Genomic DNA, 15,448 nt, shown 5'->3' with positions numbered 1-15,448 from the left:
AGGGAGCCGACGTTAGTCGGCGGAAGGGTGAGGGGGAGTGAGACTCAGTCCCCCTCATCCTTCCCACTCGCTTCGCGAGCGGGCCCCTTCCTTCTCCCACAAGGGGAGAAGGAGTCTTAGCCCCCCACCAATTCCCGTCCGATCAGCATCCGGCGGATCTCGTTCGTCCCCGCGCCGATGTCGAGCAGCTTGGCGTCGCGCGCGAAGCGTTCGACCGGCCAGTCCTTGGTATAGCCGGCGCCGCCCAGCGCCTGGATCGCCTCGAGCGAGACCTTCACCGCATTCTCCGACGCGAGCAGGATCGCCCCCGCCGCATCGAACCGCGTAGTCCGCCCCGCATCGCAATTCTTCGCGACGGCATAGACATAGGCGCGGGCCGAATTGAGCGCGACGTACATATCGGCCACCTTGGCCTGCATCAGCTGGAAATGCCCGATCGGCTGGCCGAACTGCTTGCGCTCGCGCAGATAGGGCAGCACCACGTCGAGGCACGCCTGCATGATGCCGAGCTGAATCCCGGCGAGCACGGTGCGCTCATAGTCGAGCCCCGACATCAGCACTCCGACGCCGCCGTTGAGCGGGCCCATCACCTGCTCTTCGGAGACCTCGCAGTCGTCGAACACGAGCTCCGCGGTAGGCGAGCCGCGCATCCCCATCTTGTCGATCTTCTGCCCGATCGAGAAGCCGGGCATGTCCTTCTCGATCAGGAAGGTGGTGATCCCGCGCGACCCCTCGCCGGTCTTGGCGTAGACGACGAGCGTGTCGGCGTAAGCGGCGTTGGTGATCCAGAATTTGGTGCCGTTGAGGACATAGCCGTTGGCTGTCTTCTCGGCGCGCAGCTTCATCGAGACGACGTCCGAGCCCGCGCTCGCCTCGGACATGGCGAGGCTACCGACATGCTCGCCCGAGATCAGTTTAGGGAGGTATTTCGCTTTCTGCTCGGGATTGGCCCAGCGGCGGATCTGGTTGACGCAGAGGTTCGAGTGGGCGCCGTAGCTGAGCCCGATCGAGGCCGAGGCGCGCGCAACTTCCTCCTGCGCGACGACATGTTCGAGATAGCCGAGCCCGAGCCCGCCATATTCCTCCTCGACGGTGATGCCGTGGAGCCCGAGCTCGCCCATCGCGGGCCAGAGGTCACGCGGGAACCAGTCCTCGGCATCGATGCGCGCGGCGAGCGGCGCGATGCGCTCCTTCGCGAAGCGCGCGGTGGTCTCGCGGATCATGTCGGCGTTCTCGCCGAGGCCGAAATCCAGGGTTGGTTCCATTGTCATCCTCTCAGGCAGTCACGATCATGCCGTCGCGTACCGCTACCGGCCACGGCATTAGCTTGGCGCCCACGCAAGGGCCACCCACGCACGCGCCGTCCTCGATCCGGTAGAGCGCGCCGTGCCAGCTGCACTGGATCAGGGTGCGATCGTCGGTGAGGTACTTGTCGAGCGCCTGCGCGAGCGGGAGCCCCATATGCGCGCATTGGTCGACATAACCGTGCACCGCGTCTCCCTTGCGCACGACGAAGCCGTGGAAGCGCCCCGCGCGAAGCTCGAGCACGAAGTTGCGGGCGGTGTCGTCGGGGATGAGGGCGAGCGGGCCGAGCGTGACGCCGGCGGGAGTGGCGGTGAGGCGGTCGGTCATCAACTCCTCCCCGGAACGGGGAGGGGGACCATCGCGCCAGCGATGGTGGAGGGGGCCCCGCGTGCCTCGGGCCATGGCGCGTGGGGAGAGCGGGGCCCCCTCCACCACGCCACTGCGTGGCGCGGTCCCCCTCCCCGTGCCGGGGAGGAATTGGTGGTCACGGCAGCTTCGCCTTGGGAAACCCCTTCCACGCCGCGTCGTAATCCGGCTGCGCCCGCTCGAGCGCAAACGCGGTCGGCCGATAGGGCCAGCAGGTCTCGACCATGAAAGCCATGGTCCCCTCGATCTTGTGCGGCCTGAGATCGGCGTTCGAGGCTCCCTCCCAGCTCGCGAGATCTGGCCCGTGCCCCGCCATCAGATTGTGCAGCGAGAGCCCGCCCGGCGCGAAGCCCTCGGCCTTGGCGTCGTAGGCGCCGTGGATCAGTCCCATCGCCTCGCTCATCACGTTGCGGTGGAACCAGGGCGGGCGGAAGCTATCCTCCGCCACCATCCAGCGCGGCGGGAAGATCACGAAATCGGCGTTGGCGCGGCCGGGCACGTCGCTGGGCGAGGTCAGCACGGTGAAGATCGAGGGGTCGGGATGGTCGAAGCTCACCGTGTTGATCGCGTTGAAGCGCGCGAGGTCGTAGCGCCAGGGCGCGAGGTTTCCGTGCCAGGCGACCACGTCGAGCGGGCTATGGTCGAGCGTGGTTGTCCACAGGTTTCCCAACGACTTCTGCACAACCTCGGTGGGTTCATCGCGGTCCTCGAACCAGGCCGTCGGGGTCTCGAAGTCGCGCGGATTGGCGAGGCCGTTGGCGCCGATCGGGCCGAGATCGGGAAGGCGGAACAGCGCGCCATGGTTCTCGGCGACATAGCCGCGCGCCTCGCCATCGGGGAGCAAGGTGCGGAACTTCACCCCGCGCGGGATCAGCGCGATCTGGCCGGGGGCTATGTCGATCCGGCCGAGTTCGGTGAGCAGGGTGAGGCGGCCGGCTTGGGGGATGAACAGCAGCTCGCCATCGGCATCGGCGAAGACGCGGTCGGTCATATCCTTGTTGGCGGCATAGAGGTGCACCGTGACGCCCTCGAGATCGGCGGGGTCGCGATTGGCGAGCATGGTGGTCATGCCGTCGATCAGGTCGGTCGGTTCGGTCGGGGCCGGGATCGGGTCCCAGCGCAGGCGATTGGGGGGCAGGGGCTCGCGCACTGTGCCGGGGGCGAAGTTCCTCGCGCCCTCATAGCGGACGAAGGGCGGATGCTCGGCGGTGGGTCGCAGGCGATAGAGCCACGACCGCCGGTTTTCGTGGCGCGGCGCGGTGAATGCGGTGCCCGAGAGCTGCTCGGCATAGAGGCCGAAGGCGGGCCTTTGCGGGCTGTTGCGGCCGACGGGGAGCGCGCCCGGGACCGCCTCGGTCGAGACATGGTTGCCGAAGCCGGGGAAATAATCGGTCATTGCTATCTCCGGTTCAGACCTCTCCAACTCCTTAGGACCTTCCAGGAAGAAGAAGAAAAATGATTTGTTCGCGCAGAGGCGCAGAGGCGCAGAGGCGCAGAGGACGCAGAGACTGGCTTCCCGGCCGCCGAATAGCGCTGCATCGGTGGCAGCCAAGCTGGCGGTCCCTTGATGATGGCCGCATTCGCGGCAAGCGTCCTCTGCGTCCTCTGCGCCTCTGCGCGAACCAACTAGGCGTCGACCTTGATCACCCCGCGGCGGATCTGATCCAGCTCGATACTCTCGAACAGCGCCTGGAAGTTGCCGTTGCCGAAGCCTTCATTGCCCTTGCGCTGGATGATCTCGAAGAAGATCGGGCCGAACATGTTCTCGGTGAAGATCTGGAGCAGGATGCCCTCTTCGGTCGATCCGTCGATCAGGATGCGGTTCTTCCGGAGCCGCTCGACATCCTCGCCATGCCCGGGGACGCGCTTGTCGATCAGCTCGAAATAGGTCTCGATCGTGTCCTGAAGCCGCACCCCGCGTGCGCGGAGGCGCTCGACGGTGTCGTAGATGTCGGGCGTGGTCAGCGCGAGATGCTGGATGCCCTCGCCATGATATTCGCGAATGAATTCCTCGATCTGGCTGGTGTCGTCCTGGCTTTCGTTCAGGGGGATGCGGATCGCCTTGTCGGGGGCGATCATCGCTTGGCTGAACAAGCCCGTAGCCTGGCCCTTGATGTCGAAATATTTCTGCTCCTCGAAGCCGAAGAGCGTCTTGTAGAACTGGCTCCACACCCGCATCTGGCCGCGCCGGACATTGTGGGTGAGGTGGTCGAGCAGGTCGAGCCCGACATTGTTCTCCGCTTCGGCCTCGCGCCAGCCGGGGAACTCGGCCCAGTCGGAATAGAGATCCTCGCCGTCCTTGATGAAATAGAGATACGAGCCGCCGATCCCCATGATGACGGTGTCGTCCTCCTGGGTGGCCTCGGCGCCATGCTCGAGCGCCCATTTCATCGCCGCTTCGGGGTCGGCGACACGGAACGCCATCGCGCTCGCTGAAGGGCCATGCTCGCCGCGGAACTTGGCCACGCGGCCGGCATCGTCGCGGTTGAGCATCAGGTTGATGCGGCCCTGCTTGTAGCGGGTGATGTTCTTGCGCGGGTGCCTGTGGCTCGCGACGAAGCCCATCTGTTCGAACTGGCGCGCCATCGCCTCGGGATCGGGCGAAGTGAATTCGACGAACTCGAAGCCGTTGAGGCCCAGAGGATTATGGGGCGGATTTGCAGGATCGGTCATGCCCCGCGGATACTCCTCCGGGGCATGTAGTGTCAATTGATACTAACTCTGCCTGGCGCGGCGTCAGAGCCCTTCGCCGCCCACCCAATGCGCGTTGGAGAGACGGCGGGCGACGTTCCAGGTCTGGGTGCGGATGTCGGGCACCGCGACGATCTCCCAGAAGGCGCCGCGGGTCATCGGGCCGAGCGCGTAGAGATCGGGATTGGGCTTGCCGCTCGCGGCGATCGTCTGGCCCTGATTGTCGACGTCGATGCCGAGATGCGCGGCATCGGGCCGGATCAGCCCGCGCGCGGCGAGCTTCTGGAGAAGCGGCTCCTGCGTCCGGGCGAGGTCGCCCAGCGGCCCGGTGCAGTTGATGATGCGCTGGGCGAGCAAGGTCTCGGCGACGTCCGCGCCCCGGCGACGCAGCTGCACCGCGATGCCGTCTGTCCGTTCGTCGAAGCCCAATGTCTTGCCCGCGATCACTTCGAGCTGCCCGCGCTCGGCAACCGCCATCAGCCGAGCATGGACCTCGGGCGCGAGGCGGTGGCGGTGGACGTCCCACCAGGGCCGAAGGTGGCGGAGGAAGCGTGCGCGTTCTGCCTCGCTGGCATTGCCCCACATCGCCTGGGTGAAGGGGCGGAGCTCGTCGACCGCGTTGCGCCAGCCGATCGAGTCGCCGCGGCCGCGCACTGCCTGGAGCAGGTGCGAGGCGGTGGTGGCGGGGCGTTCGTCGATCTTCTGCCAGTCGCTTCCCAGGCCGTGCGGGCGGGGGAGCAGGCCGCGGCGCGACAGCGCGACGATCCTGCCCCGGAACCCGCGCGCGTCGAGCAGCAGCACGACGTCGACCATAGTGAGCCCGGTGCCGATGATCAGGACCGTATCGGTATCCGGGAGATTCTCGGGCACCGTGGTATCCCACGGATCGCCCTTGTAGCGTTCGGCCGAGAGCTTGTCGGGATCGAGCCCCGGCGGATCGTGCGGGGGGAGGTTGCCCACCGCGAGCACCGCGGCGTCTGCATCGAGGGTGCGATCGCGCAATTCGACCTTCACGCCGCCGTTCACTTCCAGGTCCTGCACCTCGTCGCGGACCAAAGTGAGCCGTCCGCTCGGATCCTTGAGCGCCGCCTCGAGCAACTCGCGCAGATATTCGCCATAGGTGACGCGCGGGATGAAGGCCGCGGGCGCGTTCTGCACGCCGCGCGCCTCGAGCCAGCGGACGAAGTGCGCGGGATCGTCCGGGAAGGCGCTCATGTTGCCGGCGCGGACGTTGAGCACATGGCTCGGATGCGCCGCGCCATAGGCCAGGCCGGTGCCCGCCACCGGCGCGCGCTCGATCAGCGTGGCGCGGGGGCCTTCGTGACGGAGCAGGTTGATCGCCTGCAGCGTACCCGAAAAGCCCGCGCCGATGATGGCGACGTGCTCGATCACGGCGCTAGATTTCGTATTCGATCTGCCACTCGGGCTGCTGGAAGGCCGGGCGCTCCTGCGAGAAGGCGGGCTGTCGCGCCTTCATCTGGCCGTAGAGCTTCTTGACCGTGTCGCTGGCCGTGCGGACGAACAGGAAAGGGAGGACTGCGTGCACTACACAGGCCGCGCCCCCGACGATCATCGTGAACCCGAAGCGCGCCGCGGTGGCGGCGTGCTCACCATAGCTCTCGCCGACGCTGCGCGGGTGGGCGAGGAAGAAGCGGTCGATCATCTGCGTTACCTAGAACGAAGCTTCGCCGCTGTGAAGCATTTGGGGTTTGCAGCCGCGGCCGCTTGTGGTTTGGGGTAACGGTAACAGAACCGAGGGGGACGCGATTCATGGCCGACGGAGCAAGGCAGCCCGACCATCACCAGGCGACGCAGAACGAGAAACTGGTGATAGCCGCCTCGTCGCTCGGCACGGTCTTCGAATGGTATGACTTCTACCTCTACGGGCTGCTCGCGACGATCATCTCGGCCAAGTTCTTCTCGGGCGTGAACGAGACGACCGGGTTCATCTTCGCGCTCGCCGCCTTCGCCGCGGGCTTCGCGGTGCGCCCGTTCGGCGCCCTGGTCTTCGGGCGGATCGGCGACCTTGTCGGGCGCAAGAACACCTTCCTCGTCACCATGGCGATCATGGGCTTCTCGACCTTCGCGGTCGGGCTGCTGCCGAGCTATGCGAGCATCGGCGTGGCGGCGCCCGGCATCCTGATCGCGCTGCGCCTGCTCCAGGGGCTTGCGCTCGGTGGCGAATATGGCGGCGCCGCGACCTATGTCGCCGAGCATGCGCCCAACAACAAGCGCGGGCTCTATACCAGCTGGATCCAGACTACCGCGACGCTCGGGCTGTTCGCGGCGCTGCTGGTGGTGATCGGTACGCGTACCGCGATCGGCGAGACGGCGTTTGCCGACTGGGGCTGGCGGATTCCGTTCCTCGTCTCGATCGTGCTGCTCGGCGTCTCGATGTGGATCCGGCTCCAGCTCAACGAGAGCCCGGTGTTCAAGAAGATGAAGGAGGAGGGCACCACCTCCAAGGCGCCGCTGACCGAGGCGTTCGGGCGCTGGAGCAACCTGCGCCTCGTGCTGATCGCGCTGTTCGGCGCGGTCGTGGGCCAGGCGGTGGTCTGGTACACCGGGCAATTCTATGCGCTGTTCTTCCTCGAGAAGACGCTCAAGGTCGATGGCTGGACGACCAACATCCTGATCGCGATCGCGCTGGCGATCGGCACGCCCTTCTTCGTCTTCTTCGGCTGGCTGAGCGACCGGATCGGGCGCAAGCCGATCATCCTCGCCGGCTGCGCGATCGCGGCGGTGAGCTATTTCCCGCTGTTCGGGCTGCTCACCGAGGCGGCGAACCCCGCGCTGGCGCACGCACAGCGCAACGCGCCGGTCACGGTCACCGCCGATCCCGCCGAATGCTCGTTCCAGTTCGATCCGATCGGCAAGAACAAGTTCGAGAGCACGAGCTGCGACATCGCCAAGGCGTTCCTCGCGCGGCAGGGCATCGCCTATCGCAACGTCGAGGCGCCGGCGGGGACGACCGCGATGGTGCAGATCGGATCGCAGCAGATCCCGGTCTACGATCCGCGCAAGGAAGTGCTGGCCGAAGGCGCGGTTGCGACGATCGGCATCGCCGACTTCCAGGACGCGGCGAAGGTGGCGCTCCAGAATGCCGGCTATCCCGCCAAGGCTGACCCGGCAGCGATCGACCGGCCGATGGTGGTGCTGGTGCTCACCCTGCTCGTGCTGCTGGTGACGATGGTTTACGGCCCGATCGCGGCGATGCTGGTCGAGCTCTTCCCGAGCCGCATCCGCTACACTTCGATGTCGCTGCCTTATCATATCGGCAATGGCTGGTTCGGCGGCTTCCTGCCCGCGACCGCCTTCGCGATGGTCGCGGCGACCGGGGACATCTATTATGGCCTCTGGTATCCGGTGGTCGCGGCGGTGGTGACGTTGGTGCTGGGGCTCTTCCTGCTGCCCGAGACCTACAAGCGCTCGATCGACGATTGACCGGGAAGGCCGCGGGCTTGCATGAGGCCCACGGCTCCTTTGGGGAACTGCGTTCTTGCGGATCGTGATCGTCGACGACAGCGGATTGCGCGCGACCGTGCTCGAAGAGGGGCTGCGGGACGCGGGCTATGACGACATCCATGTGGTGCCGCCGCAGGGCGCGTTCGTCGCCAAGCTCGAGCGGATGGCGCCCGACGTCGTGCTGATGGACCTGGGCAGCCCCAGCCGCGACACGCTGGAGGAGATGCTGGCGGTCAGCCGCGCGCTGGCGCGGCCGATCGCGATGTTCGTCGACCAGTCCGACGATGCGATGATCGGCGCGGCGATCGACGCCGGCGTCTCGGCCTATGTCGTCGACGGGCTGCGCAAGGATCGCGTCAAGCCGATCCTCGATCTCGCGATCCGCCGCTTCAATGCCTTCGCGCGGATGCAGACCGAGCTCGACGAGGCGCGCACCGCGCTCGCCGACCGCAAGACCATCGATCGCGCCAAGGCGATCCTGATGCAGACGCGCGGCCTGTCGGAACCCGAAGCCTATACGCTGCTGCGCTCGACCGCGATGAGCCAGAGCAAACGCATCGCCGAGGTGGCCGAGGCGCTGATCACGGCCCATAGCCTGCTGGGAGGGCAATCATGACTCCGCTCTCGATCGCCTTCCTGCCGCTGACCGACAGTGCGCCGCTGATCGCCGCGCAGGCCAAGGGCTTTGCCGAAGCGCAGGGGATCGACCTTCGCCTGGTGCGCACCACCTCCTGGGCGACGCTGCGCGATCGGCTCGTCTATGGGCAGGTCCAGGCGGCGCACATGCTCGCGCCGCTTGCCATCGCCGTGAATCTCGGCCTCAGCCAGCATCCCGCGGCGATCTCGGCGCCGTTCAAGCTCAACGTCAACGGCAATGCTCTGGTGATGGCGACCGAGTTCGCGCTGGCGCTCGATCCCGAACCGGCCAAGCGCGTCCAGGATCCCGAAGCGGCGGCGCACGACTTCGCCAACGCGATCGGGCTCTACAAGCGCAAGCCGGTGATCGGCGTGGTGCATCGCTTCTCGAGCCATGCGCTGATGCTGCGCTATTGGCTCGCTTATGCCGGCGTCGATCCCGAGCGCGACGTCCATCTGCGCGTGCTGCCGCCCTCGTTCATGGTCGAGGCGCTGCGGCTGGGCGAGATCGACGGGTTCATCGCCGGCGAGCCGTGGAACAGCGTCGCGGTCGCGGAGGGGCTGGGGGAGATCGTCGCGACCGGTGTCAACATCTGGCGGCGCGGGGTCGAGAAGGTGCTGGCGATGCGCACCGACTGGATGGAGGCGAACGCCGAGACGGTCGATCGGCTGCTCGTCGCGGTGTCGCAGGCCGCGGCATGGTGCGACGATCCGGCCAATCGCGACGAGCTGGCGCTGCTGCTCGAGCGACCCGAGCATGTCGGCCAGCCCGCGGAATGGATCCTGACCGCGCTCAGCGGGCAGTTCGTGCTGCGCCGCGGCGACACACCCGTCCATATTCCCGATTTCCTGCTGTTCCACCGCGAGGCGGCGAACTTTCCGTGGCGGAGCCAGGCTTTGTGGATCTATTCGCAGCTGGTGCGCTGGGGGGCGGTCAAGGCGGACGCGGCGACCGAGCGCCAGGCCGCCGACGTGTTCCGCCCCGACATCTATCGCCGCGCGCTGGGCGGGGCAGGGTTGCCGATGCCGGGGGCGAGCATGAAGCTGGAAGGTGCGCTGGCGGCGCCGCTGCCGGTGGGCGCCCATCAGGGTGCGCTGACGCTGGGACCCGACCGATTCTTCGACGGCGCGGTGTTCGATCCTGACGACATTGGCGGATATCTTGCTGCACTTGCGCGCTAATCGCGGATAAGTTTTTTGCACTTGCGAAAAGAATGAAACTGCGCAAGCCTTAGGACAACGCGCGAAGATGCGCGTCATCGGAGATGCTCCCAGCGCCGGGACGCTCTCCTCCAAACATCAGCAAAGCCGCTGTCCGGTCCGTGCGAACGCATGAGGCCGGAGGCGGCATTTTTCGTGTTCACCGCAAATGCGAACAGGGGTTCATATGGCCACGGCATATTGGGAAGGTGAGAAGACCAGGGACAAGAGCGGCTTCTGGCAGGCGGGGCACAAGCCCACGCTGATCGCCGCATTCCTCTATTTCGACCTGGCCTTCATGGTCTGGGTATTGCTCGGGCCGCTCGCGCCCGAGATCGCGAAGACGCTGCATCTCACCGCGGCGGAAAAGGGACTGATGGTCGCGACGCCGACCCTCGCCGGCGCGATATTGCGCGTCGTCAACGGGCTGCTCGTCGATCGGATCGGGCCCAAGCGCTCGGGCGCGATCAGCCAGGTCATCGTCATCGTCGGGCTCTTCACGGCCTGGCTGCTGGGGGTGAACAGCTTCGCGGGCACGCTCGCGCTCGGCGTGGTCCTCGGCTTTGCCGGGGCGAGCTTCGCGATCGCGCTGCCGCTCGCCAGCCGCTGGTATCCGCCCGAGCATCAGGGCAAGGCGATGGGCCTGGCCGGCATGGGCAATTCGGGCACCGTGTTCGCCGCCCTGTTCGCGCCGACGCTCGCCAAGCTGTTCGGCTGGAATGCGGTGCTCGGGCTCGCCTGCATCCCGTTGGTGCTCGTGTTCATCGCGTACATGATCATGGCCAAGGACGCGCCCAACGCGCCTGCGCCCAAGTCGCTCACTGCCTATCTGCATCCGCTCAAGAGCGCCGACGCCTGGTGGCTGATGGGTTTCTACAGCGTCACCTTCGGCGGGTTCGTCGGGCTCGCGGCGTCGCTGCCGATCTACTTCACCGATCAGTTCGGGCTCACCACGGTGACCGCGGGCTATTGCACCGCGGCCTGCGTCTTCGCTGGATCGCTGATCCGGCCGATCGGCGGGGCACTCGCCGACGCGATCGGCGGGGTGCGCACGCTGACCGGCGTGTTCGTGATCGCCGCGATCGCGCTCGCCGGGGTGAGCGCGGCGCCGACGGTGACGGTCGCGCTCGCCACCTTCGTCGTCGCGATGCTGGCGCTCGGCGCGGGTAATGGCGCGGTGTTCCAGCTCGTGCCGCAGCGCTTCCGCGAGGAGATCGGCGTGATGACCGGGCTGGTCGGCATGGCCGGCGGCGTGGGAGGCTTCTACCTCGCTTCCTCGCTCGGCTTCGCCAAGCAGCTTTCCGGAAGCTACCAGCCGGGCTTCCTGATCTTCGCGGGTCTCGCGCTGCTGGCACTGGCCGGGCTCATGCTGGTCAAGGGCGTGTGGCGGACGCGCTGGGACGCTGCTCTCGCGGGCGTGCGGATCTGATCCATGGCGGGCGGTGCTTCGGCGCCGCCCGTTTCATTTAGGGGAATGTGAATGCGATTGGTGATCGGAACCGCGGCGGCGCTCGCCGTGGCAGGGCCCGCTTGTGCCCAGCAGGTCAAGGCGTTGGCGGAGGCGCGGCTTCGCTACGAGCATGTCGAGCAGGACGGGATCGCGCAGGATGCGGACGCGGTGACGGCGCGGGTCCGGGCGGGCGTCCAGGTCTCGGAAGGGCCGTGGAGCGCGCTGGTGGAGGCGCAGGGGACGGTCGCGCTGGGCGATCAATATTATGATGGGCTGCACGGCGCCGCGACGCGGCCGCTGGTCGCCGACCCGGAGAATGTCGCGCTCTACCGCGCGCAGCTCCAATACAAGTCCAAGCCGCTGACGGTCACGGTGGGGCGGCAGCGGATCGCACTCGACGACGAGCGGTTCGTCGGCAGCGCGCCCTTCCGCCAGAACGCCCAGAGCTTCGACGCGGTGCGCGCGGAAGTGACGCCCGCCAAGGGGCTCAAGCTCGACCTGAGCTATGCCTGGGACGTGCGCACCATCTGGGGCGTCGAGGGCAATGGCGCGCGCCAGCAGGGGATCGGTGGCGACAATATCCTCGCCAATCTCAGCTATGCCACGCCCGTCGGCACGCTCACCGGCTTCGCCTATCTGGTCGACCAGGACGAGGCCGCGGTGCAGGGCTATCGGCTGTCGAGCCAGACCTATGGCGTGCGGTTCGCGGGCACGCGGCCGCTGTCGGCCGCGGCCAAGCTCTCCTGGCAGGCGAGCTACGCCAGACAGGCCGAATATGGGCGCAATCCCAACGACTATCGCGCGGACTATTATCTGCTCGATGCCGGGCTGGACGTGTCGGGCTTTCGGCTCGGCGCGGGCTATGAAGTGCTCGGTGCCGATCGGGGTGTGGCGCTCACCAGCTTCCAGACGCCGCTCGGTACCAACTTCAAGTTCCAGGGCTGGGCGGACAAGTTCCTGACCACCCCGCCCGATGGCGTGCGCGACCTCTATGCGAGCGCGGGCTGGGGCACGAAGGCACTCGGCCCGTTCAAGGGCGTGACGCTGCAGGCGGTCTATCATCGCTTCGAGAGCGATCGGCTGGTGCGGCACTATGGCGACGAGATCAACCTGCTCGCCAGCGGCAAATTGGGCAAGACGACGGTGTCGGTGCGCTATGCGGATTACAGCGCGGACCTGTTCGCGACCGATACGCGCAAGCTCTGGCTGCAGCTGGATTGGGCGCTCTGACGGTTGTTTTTGCTGCAATGCAAAATTCGCACTTGAACAATCGCGGACAAATCAGCATCATGTGCGCGATCGGGCAAGGGCGCCCGAACGAGTCATAGCCGCCGCTCCCAGGGAAGGGAGAAGGTGGTGCATCGATCGGCAGGCTGCCGGTCAAGGGTGAATTGGCAAGGCCGCCATGCAGGCGCTGGAACTCTCCAGCAGCTCGCATGGCGGCCTTTTTGCGTTTTGGAGCATGGCATGGAGCTGATTGGCGAAGGCTGGACGGGCGAAGCGGCGGAAGGGGCGCCCGAGGTGCCCGCGCGCCGCGAGCATCTCGTGGTGGTCGGCAACGGCATGGCGGGCTGCCGCGCGGTGGAGGAACTGCTGGCGCGCGATCCGGACCGCTACCGCGTGACGATCTTCGGCGCCGAGCCGCACGTGAACTACAACCGGATCATGCTCTCGCCGGTGCTCGCGGGCGAGAAGACCTTCGACGAGATCGTGATCAACGGCCATGACTGGTACCGCGACAACGGCATCGAACTGGTTGCGAGCGACCCGGTCACGGCGATCGACCGCGCCGGCCGGAAGGTCACCGCGCAGAGCGGCCGCACCGTCAGCTACGACAAGCTGCTGATCGCCACCGGCTCCGATCCCTTCATCATCCCGGTGCCGGGCAAGGACCTGCCCGGGGTGATCAGCTTCCGCGACATGAAGGATGTCGATGCGATGCTCGCCGCGGCCGAAGCTGGAAAGGCTCATGGGGGCGGCCACGCGGTGGTGATCGGCGGCGGCCTGCTCGGGCTCGAGGCGGCGCACGGGCTCAGCCTGCGCGGCATGAAGGTCACCGTGCTCCACCTGATGCCGACGCTGATGGAGCGCCAGCTCGACGAGGCGGCGGGCTGGCTGCTCAAGTCGGCGCTCGAGGCGCGCGGGCAGACGATCCTCACCGGCGCCGACACTGCCGAGATCCTCGGCACCGACGCGGTCGAGGGGGTCAAGCTCAAGGACGGTCGCGTCATCCCCGCCAGCCTGGTGGTGATGGCGGTGGGCATCCGCCCGTCGACCGCGCTGGCCCGCGAGGCCGGGCTCGCGGTCGGCCGTGGCATCCAGGTCGACGACCATATGGTGACCAGCGACGCCAACGTGCTCGCGGTCGGCGAATGCGTCGAGCATGACGGACAGGTCTATGGCCTCGTCGCGCCGCTCTGGGAGATGTGCCGCGCGCTCGCCGACGGGCTGGTCGAGAAGCATAGCGGCTACAAGGGCTCGGTCACTTCGACCAAGCTCAAGGTCTCCGGGATCGACGTCTTCTCGGCGGGCGACTTCTCGGGCGGCGACGGCGCCGAGGACATCGTGCTGCGCGACGCCAGCCGCGGGGTCTACAAGCGCGTGGTGGTCAAGGACGACCGCATCGTCGGCGCAGTGCTCTACGGCGATACCGGCGACGGCAGCTGGTATTTCGACCTGCTCAAGAAGCAGGAGGACGTCTCGCAACTGCGCGACGTGCTGATCTTCGGCCAGGCCTTCGCCTCGGGAGGGGGCGCCGCGGACCCTAAGGCGGCCGTTGCGGCGCTCTCGGACGATGCCGAGATCTGCGGCTGCAACGGCGTCTCGAAGGGCCAGGTCGTCGCCTGCATCGAAAAGGGCGCGTGCAGCCTCGACGCCGTGCGCGGCACCTGCAAGGCCTCGGCAAGCTGCGGCTCCTGCACCGGGCTGGTCGAGAACCTGCTCGCACTGACTCTCGGCGACGAGGTCCAGGCGGGCCCGAAGACGATGTGCAAGTGCACCAGCTTCGGCCATGACGACGTCCGCCGCGAGATCGTCGCCCAGGGGATGAAGTCGATCCCCGAGGTGATGCAGAAGCTGCACTGGTCGACCCCCGACGGCTGCTCCTCGTGCCGCCCGGCGCTCAATTACTATCTGCTCTGCGCGCTCCCCGGCGAATATGTCGACGACCAGCAGAGCCGCTTCGTCAACGAGCGCATGCACGCCAACATCCAGAAGGACGGCACCTATTCGGTCGTCCCGCGCATGTGGGGCGGGCTCACCAACCCGCGCGAGCTGCGCGCGATCGCCGACGTGGTCGAGAAGTTCAACGCGCCGATGGTCAAGGTCACCGGCGGGCAGCGGCTCGACATCTTCGGGATCAAGAAGGAGGATCTGCCCGCGGTCTGGGCCGATCTCAACGCGGCGGGAATGGTCTCTGGCCATGCCTATGGCAAGTCGCTGCGCACGGTGAAGACCTGCGTCGGCTCCGAATGGTGCCGCTTCGGCACGCAGGATTCGACCGGGCTCGGCGTCAAGATCGAGCGGATGAGCTGGGGCTCGTGGATGCCCCACAAGTTCAAGATCGCGGTCTCCGGCTGCCCGCGCAATTGCGCCGAGGCGACGATCAAGGACTTCGGCGTGGTCTGCGTGGACTCGGGCTACGAGCTCCATGTCGGCGGCAATGGCGGCATCCATGTCCGCGCCACCGACCTGCTGTGCAAGGTCGCGACCGAGGAGGAGGCGATGGATTATTGCGCCGCCTTCATCCAGCTCTATCGCGAGGAGGCGCGCTATCTCGAGCGTACCGCCCCGTGGATCGAGCGCGTCGGCCTCGCGCACATCCAGGCGCGGATCGTCGACGATGCCGAAGGCCGCGAGGCGCTGACCGCGCGCTTCCACTATTCGCAGAGCTTCAGCCAGGAGGACCCCTGGGCCGAGCGCGTCGCCGGCCAGGAGCGCGAGCAGCATGCGCACATGGCTGCATTCAAACCCCGCATGGAGGAAATGGCATGACCGGCGAGTGGCTCGATATCGGCTGGGTGCACGAGATCCCGGTGCGCGGGAGCCGCACCGTGCCGGTCGACGGCGGCGAGGAGATCGCGGTGTTCCGCACCGGCGACGACAAGGTGTTCGCGCTGGTCAATCGCTGCCCGCACAAGGGCGGCCCGCTCAGCCAGGGCATCGTCCACGGCCACAGCGTCGCCTGTCCCCTCCACAATTGGAACATCGCGCTGGCGACCGGCGAGGCGCAGGGCAACGACAAGGGCTGCACGCCGGTGATCCCGGTCAAGGTCAACGCGGGGCGAGTGCTGATCTGCCGCGCCGGCGCGCTCAAGGCGGCGGCGTGAAGGCTGC

At 67.2% G+C, this 15,448-nt stretch carries 13 protein-coding genes; 7 read left to right on the top strand and 6 right to left on the bottom strand.

Annotated features, from left to right (window positions below; translation table 11 throughout):
* Positions 1-116 precede the first annotated feature (116 nt).
* From MT490_RS09010 to MT490_RS08985, 6 genes are all read right to left on the bottom strand, one after another.
* Positions 117-1,265: an isovaleryl-CoA dehydrogenase gene (locus tag MT490_RS09010; RefSeq protein WP_297386202.1), complete on the bottom strand. Its 1,149-nt coding sequence runs from the start codon at positions 1,263-1,265 to the stop codon at positions 117-119.
* Positions 1,266-1,275: 10 nt separating this feature from the next.
* A complete protein-coding gene (locus MT490_RS09005; protein ID WP_297386199.1) occupies positions 1,276-1,632 on the bottom strand; it encodes a Rieske (2Fe-2S) protein in 357 nt (118 codons plus the stop codon).
* Between the two features lie 157 nt (positions 1,633-1,789).
* Positions 1,790-3,067 carry a homogentisate 1,2-dioxygenase gene (gene hmgA, locus MT490_RS09000; protein ID WP_297386197.1) on the bottom strand — a complete coding sequence of 426 codons (1,278 nt, stop codon included), beginning with the start codon at positions 3,065-3,067 and terminating at the stop codon, positions 1,790-1,792.
* A 230-nt stretch (positions 3,068-3,297) separates the two neighbouring features.
* Positions 3,298-4,344, bottom strand: coding sequence for a 4-hydroxyphenylpyruvate dioxygenase (hppD, locus tag MT490_RS08995; RefSeq protein WP_297386194.1), 1,047 nt, complete (start codon positions 4,342-4,344; stop codon positions 3,298-3,300).
* 63 nt (positions 4,345-4,407) lie between these two features.
* The gene (locus MT490_RS08990) at positions 4,408-5,754 is read right to left on the bottom strand and encodes an FAD/NAD(P)-binding protein (RefSeq protein ID WP_297386191.1); all 1,347 of its coding nucleotides are present in this window, start codon (positions 5,752-5,754) and stop codon (positions 4,408-4,410) included.
* Between the two features lie 4 nt (positions 5,755-5,758).
* Entirely contained in the window at positions 5,759-6,025 is a 267-nt protein-coding gene (locus MT490_RS08985; RefSeq protein ID WP_297386188.1) for a DUF6356 family protein, read from the bottom strand.
* Positions 6,026-6,132: 107 nt separating this feature from the next.
* On the opposite strand from MT490_RS08985, the gene MT490_RS08980 reads away from it, so the two are divergent.
* From MT490_RS08980 to nirD, 7 genes are all read left to right on the top strand, one after another.
* Entirely contained in the window at positions 6,133-7,806 is a 1,674-nt protein-coding gene (locus MT490_RS08980) for an MFS transporter (RefSeq protein WP_297386185.1), read from the top strand.
* Between the two features lie 55 nt (positions 7,807-7,861).
* A complete protein-coding gene (locus MT490_RS08975) occupies positions 7,862-8,443 on the top strand; it encodes an ANTAR domain-containing protein (RefSeq protein ID WP_297386183.1) in 582 nt (193 codons plus the stop codon).
* Complete coding sequence (locus MT490_RS08970; RefSeq protein WP_297386180.1) at positions 8,440-9,645, top strand: CmpA/NrtA family ABC transporter substrate-binding protein; 1,206 nt, start codon at positions 8,440-8,442, stop codon at positions 9,643-9,645. Before MT490_RS08975 ends, MT490_RS08970 begins: the two co-directional genes overlap by 4 nt.
* A gap of 205 nt (positions 9,646-9,850) precedes the next feature.
* Entirely contained in the window at positions 9,851-11,092 is a 1,242-nt protein-coding gene (locus tag MT490_RS08965; protein ID WP_297386177.1) for a nitrate/nitrite transporter, read from the top strand.
* Between the two features lie 51 nt (positions 11,093-11,143).
* On the top strand, positions 11,144-12,343 hold the full coding sequence (locus MT490_RS08960; protein WP_297386174.1) for an alginate export family protein: 1,200 nt from the start codon (positions 11,144-11,146) through the stop codon (positions 12,341-12,343).
* Positions 12,344-12,580: 237 nt separating this feature from the next.
* A complete protein-coding gene (gene nirB / locus MT490_RS08955) occupies positions 12,581-15,106 on the top strand; it encodes a nitrite reductase large subunit NirB (protein ID WP_297386172.1) in 2,526 nt (841 codons plus the stop codon).
* Entirely contained in the window at positions 15,103-15,441 is a 339-nt protein-coding gene (gene nirD, locus MT490_RS08950) for a nitrite reductase small subunit NirD (RefSeq protein WP_297386169.1), read from the top strand. The genes nirB and nirD overlap by 4 nt, the downstream gene beginning before the upstream one ends.
* The last annotated feature ends 7 nt before the right edge of the window (positions 15,442-15,448 follow it).

The sequence above is a fragment of the Sphingomonas sp. genome, from assembly GCF_026460985.1.
Classification (GTDB): domain Bacteria; phylum Pseudomonadota; class Alphaproteobacteria; order Sphingomonadales; family Sphingomonadaceae; genus Sphingomonas.
Note: the sequence above shows the minus strand (reverse complement) of the source record. Positions and strands in the feature narration are given on the sequence as shown.